The organism is Pseudomonas sp. FH1 (assembly GCF_000510895.2).
Taxonomy (GTDB): domain Bacteria; phylum Pseudomonadota; class Gammaproteobacteria; order Pseudomonadales; family Pseudomonadaceae; genus Aquipseudomonas; species Aquipseudomonas azotoformans_A.
Genome location: NZ_AOHM01000129.1, coordinates 346656 through 363137, shown reverse-complemented (window position 1 = coordinate 363137; position 16482 = coordinate 346656). Strand labels below are relative to the sequence as shown.

Here is a 16482-nt window from a genome sequence, read left to right as displayed (position 1 = left end):
CTGATGGCCCAGAAGATCATTCGCGTCGGCGACATCGAGATTGCCAACGACAAGCCCATGGTGCTGTTCGGCGGCATGAACGTGCTGGAAAGCCGCGACATGGCGATGCAGGTCTGTGAAGAGTACGTGAAGGTTACCGAGAAACTCGGTATCCCTTACGTGTTCAAGGCCAGCTTCGACAAGGCCAACCGTTCGTCCGTGACCTCCTATCGCGGCCCAGGCCTTGAAGAAGGCATGCGGATCTTCCAGGACATCAAGCAAGCCTTCGGCGTGCCGATCATCACCGACGTCCACGAGCCTGAACAGGCTGCCGTGGTCGCCGAGGTGTGCGACATCATCCAGTTGCCGGCCTTCCTGTCGCGCCAGACCGACCTGGTCGTGGCGATGGCCAAGACCGGCGCGGTGATCAATATCAAGAAAGCCCAGTTCCTCGCACCCCAGGAGATGAAACACATCCTGAACAAGTGCGTGGAAGCGGGTAACGACCAGTTGATCCTCTGCGAGCGCGGTTCGAGCTTCGGCTACAACAACCTCGTGGTGGACATGCTCGGTTTCGGCATCATGAAACAGTTCGAATACCCGGTGTTCTTCGACGTGACCCACGCGCTGCAAATGCCCGGTGGTCGCGCCGATTCCGCGGGCGGGCGCCGTGCCCAGGTGCTGGACCTGGCCAAGGCTGGCATCAGCCAGTCCCTGGCGGGCCTGTTCCTGGAAGCCCACCCGGACCCGGATAACGCCAAGTGCGACGGCCCATGCGCCCTGCGCCTGGACAAGCTGGAGCCATTCCTGGCCCAGCTCAAGCAGTTGGACGAACTGGTCAAGAGTTTTCCGACGGTAGAGACCGCGTAAGCCGCGTTTCTCCGGTAGAATTTCCCACGCTTTACGCTCAGGCCTGCGGGCCTGAGCCTTGTCGTCTGCAAGCCTGCCTCGTTGTTCCACCCTTGCGGTCGGTCAAAAGATTTCCTTCAGCTGCGTCGTTTTCGTCAACTTTGGAGTGTTTACAACAATGGCAAAAATCGTCGACATCAAAGGTCGTGAAGTTCTCGACTCCCGTGGCAACCCCACCGTCGAAGCCGACGTGCTTCTCGATAACGGCATCATCGGCAGCGCCTGCGCGCCGTCCGGTGCTTCTACCGGTTCGCGCGAAGCGCTGGAGCTGCGTGATGGCGACAAGAGCCGTTACCTGGGCAAGGGTGTACTCAAGGCTGTAGCCAACATCAACGGCCCGATCCGTGACCTGTTGCTGGGCAAGGACCCGCTGGACCAGAAAGCCCTGGACCACGCGATGATCAAGCTCGACGGCACCGAAAACAAAGGCAGCCTGGGCGCCAACGCCATCCTCGCCGTGTCCCTGGCCGCCGCCAAGGCCGCTGCCCAGGACCAGGACCTGCCGCTGTACGCACACATCGCCAACCTGAACGGCACGCCGGGTGTTTACTCCATGCCGGTGCCGATGATGAACATCATCAACGGTGGCGAGCACGCCGATAACAACGTCGACATCCAGGAATTCATGGTGCAGCCGGTTGGCGCCAAGTCCTTCTCCGAAGGCCTGCGCATGGGCACCGAGATTTTTCATCACCTCAAAGCTGTGCTGAAGGCCCGTGGCCTGAGCACTGCGGTAGGTGACGAAGGGGGGTTCGCACCGAACCTGGCGTCCAACGAAGATGCACTGAAAGTGATCTCCGAAGCCGTGGCCAACGCTGGCTACAAATTGGGCACTGACGTGACCCTGGCCCTGGACTGCGCGGCTAGCGAGTTCTTTGAGGACGGCAAGTACAACCTGTCCGGCGAAGGCCAGGTGTTCAACTCCGAAGGTTTCGCTGACTACCTGAAGGGCTTGACCGAGCGCTACCCGATCATCTCGATCGAAGACGGCCTGGACGAGTCCGACTGGGACGGCTGGAAAATCCTCACCGACAAGATCGGCGAGAAAATCCAGCTGGTGGGCGACGACCTGTTCGTGACCAACACCAAGATCCTGAAAGAAGGCATCGATAAAAAGATCGCCAACTCGATCCTGATCAAGTTCAACCAGATCGGCACCCTGACCGAAACCCTGGAAGCCATCCAGATGGCCAAGGCTGCGGGCTACACCGCCGTGATCTCCCACCGCTCCGGCGAAACCGAAGATTCGACCATTGCCGACTTGGCTGTGGGCACCTCGGCGGGCCAGATCAAGACCGGTTCCCTGTGCCGTTCCGACCGCGTTTCCAAGTACAACCAATTGTTGCGTATCGAAGAGCAACTGGCAGGCAAGGCCAAGTACAACGGTCGCGGCGAGTTTCGCGGCTGATCAGTAAATGGTAAAAAGTCAGCGGATTGCGTCGGAAAACTCACGACAGTGTGTATTTCGACGCTAATCTGATGGCTATCAAGCACAAGCCTGGTTCTTCCAGGCTTCGTGCTATCAGTTGCTTCAAAAGTTTTGCATGGCTGTCTTTTTTCACTGGATACCCGATATTCGATGCGCAGTCCCAATTGGTTGTTCCTCGTCTTGCTCTTGTTGCTGGCTGGCCTGCAGTACCGCCTATGGGTGGGTAATGGCAGCTTTGCGCAGGTAAAAGACCTGACTGAGCAAATTGCTGCACAGCACGCCGAAAACGAGATCTTGCTGGAGCGTAACCGCGTCCTCGATGCTGAAGTGCTTGAGCTGAAAAAAGGCACGGAGACCGTTGAAGAGCGGGCTCGTCATGAATTGGGCATGGTCAAGGAGGGTGAAACCCTCTACCAGTTGGCCCAATGAACCCTAGTTTGCCGGCCTTCTGGGCCGTGATTCCTGCCGCGGGCGTCGGTGCCCGTATGGCTGCGGACCGTCCCAAGCAATACTTGCAGTTGGGCGGGCGCACTATTCTCGAACACAGCCTTGGCTGTTTTCTCGACCATCCATCGCTCAAAGGCCTGGTGGTCAGCCTTGCTCCTGAAGATCCTTATTGGCCGACGCTGGCGTGTGCGGCTGACCCGCGTATCCAGCGTGCGGACGGTGGCTCGGAGCGTTCGGGCTCGGTACTCAATGCGCTGTTGCACCTGAATGCCCTGGGTGCCAGTGATGACGATTGGGTGCTGGTGCACGATGCGGCACGACCGAACCTGAGTCGCGATGACCTCGACAAACTGCTGGCTGAGCTGGCGCACGACCCGGTCGGCGGCCTGCTGGCCGTGCCGGCCCGCGATACGCTCAAGCGCGTCGACAAGCACGGACGTGTGGTGGAGACCGTCGACCGCAGCCTGATCTGGCAAGCCTACACGCCGCAGATGTTCCGCCTCGGTGCCTTGCACCGCGCATTGGCCGACAGCCTGGTGGCGGATGCCGTCATCACTGACGAAGCGTCGGCGATGGAGTGGTCCGGCCAGGCGCCGCGCCTGATCGAAGGGCGCTCGGACAATATCAAGGTGACCCGGCCGGAAGACCTGGAGTGGTTGCGGTTGCGGTGGGCGAACCGACGTTAAGCCACGCCATACTCGGGCCTTTCAGCCAGCCCGGCTTTCAAGAAATCCACCAACTTCCTGACCTTCGGCGACAAATGCCGCTGCTGCGGATACAGCGCCCACACCGCGGTATTCGGCGGCTGATGCGCTTCCAGCAACGACACCAGCGCGCCACTGTTTAGGTGCTCCAGCACGTAATAGTCCGGCAACTGGCATAACCCCACGCCCTGCAGCGCCGCGTCCAGCACCGCTTGCCCACTGTTGCAGCGCCAGTTTCCCTGCACCCGCTGGGAAAATTCCCGCCCGTCCTGGGCGAGTTGCCAGATATCCGAGCTGCCAATCAAGCAGTTATGCCGACTCAATTCCGACAGACTATGAGGCCGACCATACCGCGCCAGGTAGGACGGCGACGCGCACAAGTACATACGCCTCGGTGCCAGTCGGCTGGCGACCATGCGCGAATCCTGCAAACGCCCCAGGCGGATCGCCAGGTCGAGGCCTTCATGCACCAGGTCCAGCTGGCGGTTGCTCAGCTCGATATCCACCCGCAACTGTGGATAGAGCGCCATGAACCGTGTAACCAGCGGCACGATAAAACGCTCGCCGTACGCCACCGCGCAGGTCATGCGCAACATGCCCTTGGGTTCGCTGGCGAGGTCGCCCACCGCGCGCAAGGCTTCTTCGCGACCGTCCTGCAGGCGCTGACAATGTTGCAGAAAGGTCTGGCCGGCTTCGGTCAGGGTCACCTTGCGTGTACTGCGATACAGCAGCCGCGTTTGCAGGCGTTCTTCCAGGCGCGCCACTTGGCGGCTGATGTGGGACGACGACACGCCCAGCCGTTCCGCCGCCGCGGTGAACTGGCTGCATTCGGCGACCGCGACGAACTCATCGATGCCTTCCCAGCGGTTTTCCAACATCACGATTATCCCTGTACAGCAATAAAGTTTTGCTTTTGTCCGGATTATTCATCAGTCAGCCATGTTTTACACTCACCGTCTCAATTTTCAACCGCCTGGAGAAACCCGGATGATCAAGTCCCGCGCTGCCGTAGCCTTCGAAGCCAAGAAGCCCCTTGAGATCGTTGAAGTGGATGTCGCCATGCCCAAGGCCGGCGAAGTGTTGCTGCGCGTAGTCGCTTCGGGCGTGTGCCATACCGACGCCTACACGCTGTCGGGTGCTGATCCGGAAGGCATCTTCCCGTCGATTCTCGGTCACGAGGGCGGTGCGGTGGTCGAAGCGATCGGCGAGGGCGTGACGTCGGTGGCGGTGGGTGATCACGTGATCCCGCTGTACACCCCGGAGTGCGGCAAGTGCAAATTCTGCCTGTCGGGTAAGACCAACCTGTGCCAGGCCATCCGTTCCACCCAGGGCAAAGGCCTGATGCCGGACGGCACCACGCGTTTCTCCTACAAAGGCCAGCCGATTTTCCACTACATGGGCACCTCGACTTTCTCCGAGTACACCGTGCTGCCGGAAATTTCCGTGGCCAAGATTCCTAAAGAAGCCCCGTTGGAAAAAGTCTGCCTGCTGGGCTGTGGCGTCACCACCGGTATCGGTGCAGTGATCAACACGGCCAAGGTCAAGCCGGGCGACACCGTGGCCATCTTCGGCCTCGGCGGTATCGGCCTGTCAGCGGTGATCGGTGCGGTCAAGGCCAAGGCCGGCCGCATCATCGCCATCGATATCAACCCGGCCAAGTTCGAGATCGCCAAGCAATTGGGCGCCACCGACTGCATCAACCCGAAAGACTACGATCGCCCGATCCAGGACGTGATCGTCGACCTCTCCGACGGCGGCGTGGACTTCTCCTTCGAATGCATCGGCAACGTACAACTGATGCGCGCCGCGCTTGAGTGCTGCCACAAAGGTTGGGGTGAGTCGGTGATCATCGGCGTCGCCGGTGCCGGTCAGGAAATCGCTACCCGTCCGTTCCAGTTGGTGACCGGTCGCGTCTGGCGCGGTTCGGCCTTCGGCGGCGTGCGCGGCCGCAGCGAATTGCCAAGCTATGTGGAGATGGCCCAGACCGGGGAGATCCCGCTGGATACCTTCATCACCCACACCATGGGCCTGGAAGACATCAACAAAGCGTTTGACCTGATGCATGAAGGCAAGAGCATTCGTACCGTCATTCATTTTTGAAGCAGCGGCAAGCTATAAGCGGCAAGCTGCAAGCGGGTGTACGCCTTGCTTGCGGCTTGAAGCTTGCAACTTGCAGCTGGGAGCATTCCCATGACCCTGGAAAATATCTCCTGCCAGAAAAGTTTTGGCGGTTGGCACAAACGTTACAAGCACAGCTCCAACGTGCTCGGTTGCGACATGACCTTCGCCGTCTACCTGCCGCCGCAAGCGGAGGAGGGCGGCAAGTTGCCGGTGCTGTACTGGCTCTCCGGCCTGACCTGCACCGACGAGAACTTCATGCAGAAAGCCGGCGCCCAGCGCATGGCTGCCGAGCTGGGCTTGATAATCGTTGCGCCGGACACCAGCCCACGTGGGCCGGGTGTTCCGGGTGATCCGGATAACGCCTGGGATTTCGGGCTCGGCGCTGGCTTCTACCTGAATGCCACCCAGGAACCTTGGGCCAAGCACTATCGGATGCATGACTACGTGGTGCAGGAGTTGCCGGCGTTGGTTGAGGCGCATTTCCCGGCTTCTGACAGGCGCGGCATCAGTGGCCACTCCATGGGCGGCCACGGGGCGCTGGTGTGTGCGTTGCGCAACCCTGGGCGCTACTTGTCGGTGTCGGCGTTTTCGCCGATCAACAACCCGATGGATTGCCCGTGGGGCCAGAAAGCCTTCTCGCGTTATTTGGGCGAAGAGCGCTCTAAATGGCGCGAGTGGGATGCCTGCGTGCTGATCAGCGAAGCCTCGGAAAAGCTGCCGCTGCTGGTGGACCAGGGCGACCGCGACGATTTCCTCGCCGTGCAACTCAAGCCTGAAGCCCTGCAGCAAGCGGCCAAGGCGGCCGTTCATCCGCTGGAACTGCGCCTGCAACCTGGCTACGACCACAGCTACTTCTTTATCGCCAGCTTCATCGAAGACCATTTGCGACACCATGGCCGTGCTTTGCTCGGTTAATGTGAGGCAAAAGTAGGTAGAATCACGCCCTGAATTAAATCGGGGCGTTTTTTTATGCGTATTGGCCACGGCTACGATGTGCACCGTTTCGCTGAAGGCGATTTCATCACCCTGGGCGGCGTGCGCATTGCGCACCACCATGGGTTGCTGGCTCATTCCGACGGCGACGTTGTGTTGCATGCCTTGAGCGATGCCTTGCTCGGCGCAGCGGCGTTGGGCGATATCGGCAAGCACTTTCCGGACACCGACCCGACCTTCAAGGGCGCGGACAGCCGTGTACTGCTGCGTCATGTGGTCGGCTTGATCCATGCCAAAGGCTGGAAGGTCGGCAACGTCGATAACACCATCGTGGCCCAGGCGCCGAAGATGGCCCCCCATATCGAGTCGATGCGTGCGCTGATTGCCGCGGATCTGCACATTGAACTGGATCAAGTGAACGTGAAAGCCACCACCACCGAAAAGCTCGGCTTCACCGGTCGGGAAGAGGGCATTGCGGTGCACTCTGTTGCCTTGTTGCTGCGCGCATGAATGACCTGCAACTGTTGGGTCCACGGGCCTATGGCGAGGCCTTGGGCAGCGCGGTACTGAAGGCGACGGCCGAAGACTTCCAGGTCGACGAAGTGCTGGATATCCCGCTAACCGGAGAAGGTGAGCACCTGTGGTTGTGGGTGGAAAAACGCGGGCTCAATACCGAGGAAGCCGCGCGGCGGATCGCCAAGGCAGCGGGCGTGCCGTTACGCACGGTCAGCTATGCCGGGCTCAAGGATCGCCAGGCGTTGACTCGCCAGTGGTTCAGCGTGCAGCTGCCCGGCAAGGCCGACCCGGACATGAGCGCGGCGGAAAACGACACGCTCAAGATCCTCAAGACCGCCCGCCACAAGCGCAAGCTGCAACGCGGTGCGCACTCGGCCAATGGTTTCACCTTGCGCCTGACCCAGTTGGCCGGTGATACCGCCGCTATCGATGCGCGGTTGCAACTGATTGCACAACACGGCATTCCCAACTATTTCGGCGCCCAGCGTTTTGGCCACAACGGCGGCAACGTGGTCGACGCCCGTGAGTGGGCCGCGCGCAAGGCCTTGCCGGAACAGCGCAACGTGCGATCGCGGTTGCTGTCCACGGCGCGCAGCTTCTTGTTCAACAAAGTGTTGGCGGCGCGTGTGGCCGATGGTTCGTGGCAACGTGCCCAGGTCGGCGACTTGCTGGCGTTTACCGACAGCCGCAGTTTTTTTCCGGCAGGGGAGGCTGAATGCAGCGACCCGCGCCTGGCGATCCTGGACCTGCACCCGACCGGCCCGCAGTGGGGCGAAGGCGATTCGCCTGCCACGGGTGCAACCTTTGAACTCGAACAGGCTGTTGCTGCCGATGAAGCCGACCTGCGTGATTGGCTGGTGAATGCCGGCATGAGCCAGGAACGTCGCATTCTGCGACTGCCCATTGGCGGTTTGACGTGGCATTATCCCTCGCTGGACATTCTGCAATTGGAATTCGTCCTGCCGGCCGGATGCTTCGCCACTGTCTTGGTGCGCGAGCTTGTTGATCTGGTGCCGGTGGGGCAGACGGACAACCCATGCGTATTCTGATATCAAACGATGACGGTGCCACCGCACCCGGTCTTGCCGCGCTCTATGCTGCGCTGGAAGATTACGCCGAGTGCGTGGTGGTCGCCCCCGACCAGGACAAGAGCGGCGCCAGCAGTTCGCTGACGCTCGACCGTCCGCTGCACCCGCACGTCCTGGCCAATGGCTTTATCAGCGTGAACGGCACCCCTACCGACTGCGTCCATTTGGCGATCAACAGCCTGCTGGATCAGGAGCCGGACCTGGTGGTATCGGGTATCAACCTCGGTGCCAACCTGGGCGATGACGTGCTGTATTCCGGCACCGTGGCGGCGGCGCTCGAAGGTCGCTTCCTGGGGCGTACGGCGTTCGCCTTTTCGTTTGCTTCGCGCCAACTGGATAACCTGCCGACCGCTGCGTATTTTGCGCGCAAGCTGGTGGAGGCCCATGGCTCCCTGAGCCTGCCACCGCGCACGGTGCTCAACGTCAATATTCCCAACTTGCCCCTCGACCATATTCGCGGCATCCAGCTGACGCGGCTGGGCCATCGCGCCCGCGCGGCGGCGCCGTTGAAGGTGGTCGACCCGCGTGGCAAGGAAGGCTATTGGATTGCCGCGGCGGGTGATGCGGAAGATGGCGGTGAAGGCACGGACTTTCATGCCGTGATGCAAGGCTACGTATCGATTACCCCGTTGCAATTCGATCGCACCTTCAGTGATGCCTTCAGTGGTCTCGATGGCTGGCTGGAGGGGCTGCGCTGATGGGCCGCGAACAAGACGACTTGCTGCGCCGGGGCATTGGCATGACATCCCAGCGCACCCGCGAACGCTTGATCCAGCGCTTGTACGAAGAGGGTCTGTCCAACGCTCAAGTGCTGGAAGTGATCCGGCGTACGCCTCGGCACCTGTTTGTCGATGAAGCCCTGGCCCACCGTGCCTATGAAGACACGGCGCTGCCCATCGGCCACAACCAGACCATCTCCCAGCCGTACATGGTGGCGCGCATGAGCGAGCTGCTGTTGGCGGCGGGGCCTTTGGACAAGGTGCTGGAAATCGGCACCGGCTCCGGCTATCAGACCGCCGTACTGGCGCAACTGGTGGAGCGGGTGTTTTCGGTGGAGCGCATCAAGGTGCTGCAAGACCGTGCCAAGGAGCGCCTGGTGGAGTTGAACCTGCGCAACGTGGTGTTTCGCTGGGGCGATGGCTGGGAAGGCTGGCCGGCGCTGGCGCCTTACAACGGCATCATCGTCACCGCCGTAGCCACCGATGTGCCCCAGGCGTTGCTCGATCAACTCGCTCCAGGCGGACGTCTGGTCATCCCGGTAGGCTCCGGTGAAGTGCAACAATTGATGCTCATTATCCGTGAGGAAGAAGGCTTTTCCCGGCATGTACTCGGCGCCGTGCGCTTCGTGCCATTGCTCAATGGCCCGCTGGCCTGATCATTTGTTCGCCGGCAGTGAATTCTGTTGGTGGGGATGTGTCTTACGGCGGGGTCTATCGAGTCAACATGATCGGGCGTCGGCATTAAACACGATGAATTTTTCGTTTCAGTCGTGTGCCGGTAAAAAGCCAATGCCCAGTTATACTTGCGTCATATTTCAAGCCTGATACAGGCATTCATGTTCAGCCACCACAAAGGGAGCGGCGGGTGAGTCTCACAGGTCTTGCGCAGCGTATGAGTAAAACAAGCTTTCATCGACTGGTGCTTGGCCTCGTCTTCAGTTCCGTGTTGGTCGGGTGTTCCAGCTCGCCAAGCAGCGGCGCACGGGTGGTTGACCGTAATAATGCCGCCCCGCAGAAACCGACGGTGACCACCGGACAATATGTGGTGCGCAAGGGCGATACGATGTTCTCGATCGCCTTCCGATATGGTTGGGATTACAAGGCACTTGCAGCACGTAACAATATTCCTGTGCCATACACGATACATCCGGGTCAGACGATTCGCTTCGACGGGCGTACCGGTTCAACGCCTACGGCAGTTGTGACAAACACCGGATCTTCGCCGTCGTCTTCGAGCAAAACCACCATCATCACCCGGCCTGCAGGCACCGCCACACCGGCCCCTGCGACCAAGCCGGCACCCGCGCCGTTGCCACCTGCCGGGCCTGCGCCGACCGGTTGGGGATGGCCCTCAAACGGAGTGCTGATTGGAAAATTCTCTTCAAACGGTAGTTTGAATAAAGGCATTGATATCGCCGGTGATTTGGGACAGCCTGTTTTAGCTGCGTCTGATGGGACAGTGGTGTACGCCGGGAGTGGTTTACGGGGCTACGGCGAGCTGGTCATCATCAAACACAGCGATACCTACGTCAGTGCTTACGGTCACAACCGTAGGCTGTTGGTTCGGGAGGGGCAGCAGGTCAAAGTCGGACAGACAATTGCCGAAATGGGGTCAACTGGTACAGACCGGGTGAAACTGCACTTTGAGATTCGCCGCCAAGGGAAGCCTGTAGACCCACTGCAATTCCTACCCCGTCGTTGATGTGTTGCACAGCCTGTTCCCTCACGTAGAAGGAACAGGCTCCAGCGTTGCCAAGGATAAAGGCGCCGCTTGAGCTTGAGGTCGAACTCACCAAAGGACTATAACAATGGCTCTCAGTAAAGAAGCGCCGGAGTTTGACATCGACGATGAGGTTCTCCTTATGGAGACCGGTATCGATACGGAATCGATGTCGAATGAGGGACCTGCTGTACCTTCAGTTCGCACCAAGTCCAAGAACTCCACCGCGTTAAAGCAACACAAGTACATTGACTACACGCGGGCGCTCGATGCGACCCAGCTGTACCTCAATGAAATCGGCTTTTCCCCTCTGCTGACCCCCGAAGAAGAAGTCCATTTTGCGCGCTTGTCGCAAAAGGGCGATCCGGCTGGGCGCAAGCGCATGATTGAAAGCAACCTGCGCCTGGTGGTGAAAATCGCCCGACGCTATGTCAATCGTGGGCTGTCCCTGTTGGACCTGATCGAGGAGGGCAACCTGGGCTTGATCCGGGCTGTGGAGAAGTTTGACCCTGAGCGGGGCTTCCGCTTTTCGACCTACGCCACCTGGTGGATTCGTCAGACCATCGAACGGGCGATCATGAATCAGACCCGCACGATCCGGTTGCCGATCCATGTGGTCAAGGAGCTCAACGTCTACCTGCGAGCAGCGCGTGAGCTTACCCAAAAACTCGATCATGAACCTTCGCCTGAAGAAATCGCCAACCTGCTGGAAAAACCGGTAGGAGAGGTCAAGCGCATGCTGGGTCTCAATGAGCGCGTGTCTTCGGTCGATGTCTCGCTGGGTCCGGATTCGGATAAAACCCTGCTGGACACCCTGACGGATGATCGTCCTACCGATCCTTGCGAGCTGTTGCAGGACGATGATCTTTCCCAAAGCATTGACCAGTGGCTGTCGGAGCTCACGGACAAGCAGCGTGAAGTGGTGATTCGCCGCTTCGGCCTGCGTGGCCATGAGAGCAGCACCCTGGAGGACGTAGGCCTGGAGATCGGCCTGACCCGTGAGCGGGTGCGGCAGATCCAGGTGGAGGGGCTCAAGCGCTTGCGTGAGATCCTGGAGAAGAATGGCTTGTCGAGTGAGTCGTTGTTTCAGTAACTACGCAGGACGAAATGTGGGAGCGGGCTTGCTCGCGAAAGCGGAGTGTCAGTCAACGAATGTACCGACTGATTCACCGCCTTCGCGAGCAAGCCCGCTCCCACATTTTTTGTGCTCGGCATTACATGGGTGTTAGAACCAAATCCCGGGCATAAAAAAACCCCGCTTTTAAGGGCGGGGTCTTTTCGACTAAGTCAGTACAAGTTAGATAACTTGAACTTCTTCAGCTTGCATGCCTTTCTGACCGCGGGTAGCGATGAAAGAAACCTGTTGGCCTTCTTTCAGGCTTTTGAAGCCGTCGGATTGGATAGCTTTGAAGTGAACGAACAGGTCGTCACCGGATTGTGGAGTGATGAAGCCGAAGCCTTTTTCATCGTTGAACCACTTAACGGTACCAGTTTGGCGATTAGACATGGTGTATCTCCTTGGACAAAGTTAACTGCGACTCAGGAAAAGCCCTGGCCGAGACTGAGTGCAAAGAGCAGGAAAAATTCTTGGAGATGGTTGGATCGAAATTCAACATATCGTGTAGAGATTCTCAGTGACACAAGCAGCACAGTGGCGCCACCTTAACCCTTTTTCCGGGACGTGCCAATGATATTTCCGAAGGTTTCTCCATTTTCGTGACTGGCGGTGATGTTTCCGCTCACCGGGCACGCCAATACAGGTCCCGGCCCCGCTGGCTACGGCTTATAGCAGCAGGCGCATTCGTCAAGAAAAGCCTTGTGACCTTTGAACCCCAACGCCGGCCCCGGTAAGATGCCCCACAGAATTTTTCCACCTCGCTATTCAGGACACCCGCCATGAGCATCAAATCGGACAAGTGGATTCGCCGCATGGCGCAGGAACACGGCATGATCGAACCGTTCGTCGAGCGCCAGATCCGTGGCCAGGGCGATGCGCCGGTGATTTCCTACGGCGTTTCCAGCTACGGCTACGATGTGCGCTGCGCCGATGAATTCAAGGTGTTCACCAACATCAATTCGGCGATCGTCGATCCAAAGAATTTCGATGAAAAGAGCTTCGTCGACGTCAAGAGTGACGTGTGCATCATTCCGCCGAACTCCTTCGCCCTGGCGCGCACCGTGGAATTCTTCCGTATTCCCCGTGACGTGCTGACCATCTGCCTGGGTAAAAGCACCTACGCGCGTTGCGGCATCATCGTCAACGTGACTCCGCTTGAGCCGGAGTGGGAAGGGCATGTGACCCTGGAGTTCTCCAACACCACCACGCTGCCGGCGAAAATCTACGCCAACGAAGGTGTGGCACAGATGCTGTTCCTGCAGTCCGATGAGGCCTGTGAAGTGTCCTATAAAGACCGCGCAGGCAAGTACCAAGGCCAGCGAGGCGTCACTCTCCCACGCGCTTGATCGAAAGCTCCTACGCGTAAAGGGAATTAGTCTGCAGAAAGTGACTCTATCTAGGTGTACTGCCCCGGCGTGTGTAAAACGCCCCGGGCCACGCTTGAGGAGTACCTTATGAAGCTCGACCCGCGAATAAGCGCAGAACTTGCCCGGCTTGAACCCAATCAGATTGGCGTTCTGGCCTGGTCCCTGATGGCCGATCCTGCTTATGCCGGCGGCATCCCCGGCCAGCCTGAGCCGGACTATCCACAGCCCACCGAACCAGGCGAGCCGACCTTGCCGGACGAGCCACCACCCGCGCCTGTCGCCTGATTACTAGCTCACCGGCCAGACTTCATGATCGCCAATCACATAGATTCGGCGGTCATTGTCCTGCTCCACCCCATGCCCGCCGGTAAATGCACCGAACGCCGGCAGCAGGCTGACTCGGGCGCCGATCACAAAGCACGGCAGCCGCAAGCTCTGCCGACCCTTGCCGCGCAACCGGTACACCGGATGTACATGCCCCGCCAGCACGTGGTGGCTGGGATGGGCGTCAGGTTCGTGCTGCAAGGCAAAAGGGCCCACCAGCAGCGGCTCCGTTACCACATCTATCCTCAAGTCCTCGGGCGGGTCCCCCGCGCGTTTATCGTGATTGCCCCGAATCAATGTAATGGGCAGGTCAGGATTAAGGGCCCGCCAGCGTCTCAATGCGCCCAGCGTGCCACTGGCGTGTGATCCCGGACCGTGCAGGAAGTCGCCGAGAAAGATCACCTGAGTGCAGGCTAGCGCCGAGAGCAACCGGTCCAGGCGCTGCAGGTTCTCTGTGGTGGTGCCTTGTGGCACCGGCTGCCCGAGGCTGCGATACGCCGAGGCCTTGCCGAAATGTGCGTCGGCGATCATCAGGCATTGGCGCGCAGGCCAGTAGACCGCCTTGTCTGCCAGCAACCACAATTCCTCACCCTCCAGCATCACCGTGCACACCATCAGCGTTTCCCGTTATCCGCGACTTTTTCCAGGTCCTTGACCATCCGTGCGATGCGCTCTGAGAGTTTTTCCGAACTCATGCTTTCGCGCATCCGTTCAACCAGCAGCGGGAATGCCAAGGGCGTAGGGCGTTCGATCCGATGCAAGTCCAGTTTCAGCGCGCAAAGATGACGTAATGTCTCTTCGAGGCGACGAATGTCCAGCTCATCGCGTAGGACTTCTTCGCCTGCCTGGGTCAGCAACAAGTTCTGTGGGTCGTACTGCTTGAACACCTCAAAGAACAACCCGCTGGAAGCCTGCACCTGCCGGGTACTTTTCGGCGCGCCGGGGTAGCCGGCAAATACCAACCCGGCAATGCGCGCGATTTCACGAAAACGGCGCAGGGCCAGTTCCCCGGCATTCAGGCTGGCCGCTACATCTTCCAGGAGGTTCTGCGGACTCAGCAGCGCTCCGTTCAATACCGTCGGCCAATCCACTTCGGTGGCACTCAGCAGTTCCAGCCCATAATCGTTGACCGCGATCGAGAAGGTAACGGCCTGCCCTTGGCTCACGCGCCATGCCAACAGACTCGCCAGCCCCAGGTGCACCTGGCGCCCGGCAAAGGGATAGAGAAACAGGTGCCAGCCTTCGCGTGACTTAAGCGCCTCAGCCAACAAATGCTTGCGAGTCGGCAAGCCCGACCAGCGCAACTGTGTCTGCAACAAGGGTTGCACCGCTTGCATCTCCGGCCCTTCAAAGTGCCCATGGGCCGCAGCATCAAAGCGCTCCACCACCGCTTGCGCCAGTTCATTGGAAAGCGGCATGCGCCCGCCATTCCAGCGCGGCACAGCGGCTTTCTTGGCGCTGCTGCGACGTACATAAGCGGTCATGTTTTCCACACGGACCAATTCCAGCAGGCGCCCGGCAAACAGGAACCCATCTCCCGGTTTGAGCCGTGCAATAAACCCTTCCTCGACACTGCCCAGGTTCTTGCCGCCACCACCCTTGCTCCAGAATTTCAGATGGATGCTGGCGTCACTGACGATAGTGCCCACGCTCATCCGATGGCGCCGCGCCAGTCGTGCATCCGGGACGCGCCAGATGCCGTGCTCGTCCGGCTCCACGCGTCGGTAATCCGGGTAGGCCGTCAGCGACAGCCCCCCGTGCCGCACAAAACCCAGGGCCCAGGCCCAGTCTTCAGCCGTCAGGTCATGGTAGGCCCAGGCACTGCGCACTTCCGCCAGCAACGCATCCGGCGTAAAGCCACCGCCCAGCGCCATGCTCACCAAATGTTGTACGAGCACATCCAAAGGCTTGTAAGGCGATTCCCGTGCCTCGATACGCCGTTGCGCAATCGCATCCTGGGCCGCGGCGGCTTCCACCAACTCCAGGCTGTGGGTCGGCACCAACGTCACCCGCGACGGCCGCCCCGGCGCATGCCCCGAGCGCCCGGCGCGTTGCATCAGCCGCGCCACACCTTTGGCCGAGCCGATCTGCAACACACGCTCCACTGGCAGGAAATCCACTCCCAGGTCCAGGCTTGAGGTACACACCACCGCCTTGAGCTGGCCGTCTTTCAAGGCCCGTTCCACCCAGTCACGGGTTTCTCTGGATAAAGAGCCATGGTGCAGCGCAATCACCCCGGCCCAATCGGGGCGGGCGTCCAGCAATGCCTGGAACCAGATCTCCGATTGCGCCCGCGTGTTGGTAAACACCAGGCAACTATTACTGGCGTCTACCTCGGCCACCACTTGGGGCAACATTTTCAAACCGATATGACCGGCCCATGGAAAGCGTTCTGTCACGGGGGGCAGTAAGGTGTCGATCACCAACTGTTTAGCCGTTTGCCCCTGCACATTGATCCCGTCGCCCTGTGGGACCAAGACCTCCAGCGCGTGAGCCTGATTACCCAAGGTCGCCGAAATACCCCACACCATCAGATCTGGGTGCCAGCGCCGCAACCGTGCCAGCGCCAGTTGCAGTTGCACGCCGCGTTTATTACCGATCAGTTCGTGCCATTCATCCACTACCACCATGCGCAGGTGCCCCAGGCTGGCCTCGCTGTCGGCACGGGCGAGCATCAGCGTCAGACTTTCCGGGGTGGTGACCAGCGCGGTGGGCTGGCGACGGGTCTGCCGCGCGCGTTCGCTGTTGCTGGTGTCGCCCGTGCGCAGGCCCACGCTCCACGGAATCTGTAGCGCTTCAAGTGGCGCTTCGAGGGCGCGCGCGGTGTCGGCGGCGAGGGCGCGCATCGGCGTGATCCACAGCACCGTCAACGGTTCGGCAGGCGGTTTGCGTTTGCCGGTAGTCGGGGCGCGGGCGATGGCGAAACGATTGAGGGCAGCAAACCACAGCGCGTAGGTTTTCCCGGAACCGGTGCTGGCATGCAGCAATCCCGAGTGGCCTGCTTTAACCGCCGCCCATACGTCTTTTTGAAAGGTGAACGGCTTCCAGCCCTTGGTGGCAAACCATGTCTTGGCGAAGTTGCGGGAAGTTGCCATACAACGGCTGATGC

At 60.0% G+C, this 16482-nt stretch carries 18 protein-coding genes; 14 read left to right on the top strand and 4 right to left on the bottom strand.

The window, feature by feature from the left end; translation table 11 throughout:
• Window positions 1–3 precede the first annotated feature (3 nt).
• The 4 genes from kdsA (at window position 4) to ispD (ending at window position 3450) form a co-directional block, all read left to right on the top strand.
• A complete protein-coding gene (gene kdsA / locus H096_RS29505; protein WP_010212442.1) occupies window positions 4–849 on the top strand; it encodes a 3-deoxy-8-phosphooctulonate synthase in 846 nt (281 codons plus the stop codon).
• 157 nt (window positions 850–1006) lie between these two features.
• Entirely contained in the window at window positions 1007–2296 is a 1290-nt protein-coding gene (gene eno, locus H096_RS29500) for a phosphopyruvate hydratase (protein ID WP_016976873.1), read from the top strand.
• Window positions 2297–2467: 171 nt separating this feature from the next.
• Window positions 2468–2746 carry a cell division protein FtsB gene (gene ftsB, locus H096_RS29495; protein ID WP_003231201.1) on the top strand — a complete coding sequence of 93 codons (279 nt, stop codon included), beginning with the start codon at window positions 2468–2470 and terminating at the stop codon, window positions 2744–2746.
• On the top strand, window positions 2743–3450 hold the full coding sequence (ispD, locus tag H096_RS29490; RefSeq protein WP_033902781.1) for a 2-C-methyl-D-erythritol 4-phosphate cytidylyltransferase: 708 nt from the start codon (window positions 2743–2745) through the stop codon (window positions 3448–3450). The genes ftsB and ispD overlap by 4 nt, the downstream gene beginning before the upstream one ends.
• Here the strand turns inward: ispD and H096_RS29485 are convergent.
• On the bottom strand, window positions 3447–4346 hold the full coding sequence (locus H096_RS29485; RefSeq protein ID WP_033902780.1) for a LysR substrate-binding domain-containing protein: 900 nt from the start codon (window positions 4344–4346) through the stop codon (window positions 3447–3449). The genes ispD and H096_RS29485 overlap by 4 nt on opposite strands.
• A 109-nt stretch (window positions 4347–4455) precedes the next feature.
• Between H096_RS29485 and H096_RS29480 the strand changes: the two genes are divergently transcribed.
• The 8 genes from H096_RS29480 (at window position 4456) to rpoS (ending at window position 11658) form a co-directional block, all read left to right on the top strand.
• Window positions 4456–5568: an S-(hydroxymethyl)glutathione dehydrogenase/class III alcohol dehydrogenase gene (locus H096_RS29480; protein ID WP_033902779.1), complete on the top strand. Its 1113-nt coding sequence runs from the start codon at window positions 4456–4458 to the stop codon at window positions 5566–5568.
• Between the two features lie 84 nt (window positions 5569–5652).
• A complete protein-coding gene (fghA, locus tag H096_RS29475; RefSeq protein ID WP_191983028.1) occupies window positions 5653–6504 on the top strand; it encodes an S-formylglutathione hydrolase in 852 nt (283 codons plus the stop codon).
• Between the two features lie 54 nt (window positions 6505–6558).
• Window positions 6559–7032: a 2-C-methyl-D-erythritol 2,4-cyclodiphosphate synthase gene (gene ispF / locus H096_RS29470; protein ID WP_025855145.1), complete on the top strand. Its 474-nt coding sequence runs from the start codon at window positions 6559–6561 to the stop codon at window positions 7030–7032.
• Window positions 7029–8087, top strand: a complete 1059-nt coding sequence (gene truD, locus H096_RS29465; protein WP_033902777.1) for a tRNA pseudouridine(13) synthase TruD — start codon at window positions 7029–7031, stop codon at window positions 8085–8087. The genes ispF and truD overlap by 4 nt, the downstream gene beginning before the upstream one ends.
• The gene (surE, locus tag H096_RS29460; protein ID WP_016976879.1) at window positions 8075–8824 is read left to right on the top strand and encodes a 5'/3'-nucleotidase SurE; all 750 of its coding nucleotides are present in this window, start codon (window positions 8075–8077) and stop codon (window positions 8822–8824) included. Before truD ends, surE begins: the two co-directional genes overlap by 13 nt.
• Before the next feature lie 41 nt (window positions 8825–8865).
• Window positions 8866–9501: a protein-L-isoaspartate(D-aspartate) O-methyltransferase gene (locus H096_RS29455; protein ID WP_010212427.1), complete on the top strand. Its 636-nt coding sequence runs from the start codon at window positions 8866–8868 to the stop codon at window positions 9499–9501.
• Window positions 9502–9710: 209 nt separating this feature from the next.
• Window positions 9711–10547: a peptidoglycan DD-metalloendopeptidase family protein gene (locus tag H096_RS29450; RefSeq protein WP_016976881.1), complete on the top strand. Its 837-nt coding sequence runs from the start codon at window positions 9711–9713 to the stop codon at window positions 10545–10547.
• Window positions 10548–10653: 106 nt separating this feature from the next.
• Window positions 10654–11658 carry an RNA polymerase sigma factor RpoS gene (rpoS, locus tag H096_RS29445; RefSeq protein WP_016976882.1) on the top strand — a complete coding sequence of 335 codons (1005 nt, stop codon included), beginning with the start codon at window positions 10654–10656 and terminating at the stop codon, window positions 11656–11658.
• 204 nt (window positions 11659–11862) lie between these two features.
• On the opposite strand, the gene H096_RS29440 is transcribed toward rpoS, so the two are convergent.
• The gene (locus H096_RS29440) at window positions 11863–12072 is read right to left on the bottom strand and encodes a cold-shock protein (protein ID WP_002554837.1); all 210 of its coding nucleotides are present in this window, start codon (window positions 12070–12072) and stop codon (window positions 11863–11865) included.
• A gap of 389 nt (window positions 12073–12461) precedes the next feature.
• Here H096_RS29440 and dcd point away from each other — a divergent pair, with 389 nt between their 5' ends.
• Both dcd and H096_RS29430 read left to right on the top strand, forming a co-directional pair.
• Window positions 12462–13028, top strand: coding sequence for a dCTP deaminase (gene dcd / locus H096_RS29435; protein ID WP_010212421.1), 567 nt, complete (start codon window positions 12462–12464; stop codon window positions 13026–13028).
• A 108-nt stretch (window positions 13029–13136) separates the two neighbouring features.
• Window positions 13137–13334, top strand: a complete 198-nt coding sequence (locus H096_RS29430) for a hypothetical protein (protein ID WP_016976883.1) — start codon at window positions 13137–13139, stop codon at window positions 13332–13334.
• 3 nt (window positions 13335–13337) lie between these two features.
• Here H096_RS29430 and pdeM read toward each other — a convergent pair whose 3' ends face one another.
• Together pdeM and H096_RS29420 are read right to left on the bottom strand one after the other, a co-directional pair.
• Window positions 13338–13988, bottom strand: a complete 651-nt coding sequence (gene pdeM, locus H096_RS29425) for a ligase-associated DNA damage response endonuclease PdeM (protein ID WP_033902776.1) — start codon at window positions 13986–13988, stop codon at window positions 13338–13340.
• Complete coding sequence (locus tag H096_RS29420) at window positions 13988–16468, bottom strand: ligase-associated DNA damage response DEXH box helicase (protein WP_033902775.1); 2481 nt, start codon at window positions 16466–16468, stop codon at window positions 13988–13990. The genes pdeM and H096_RS29420 overlap by 1 nt, the downstream gene beginning before the upstream one ends.
• Window positions 16469–16482: the final 14 nt, after the last annotated feature.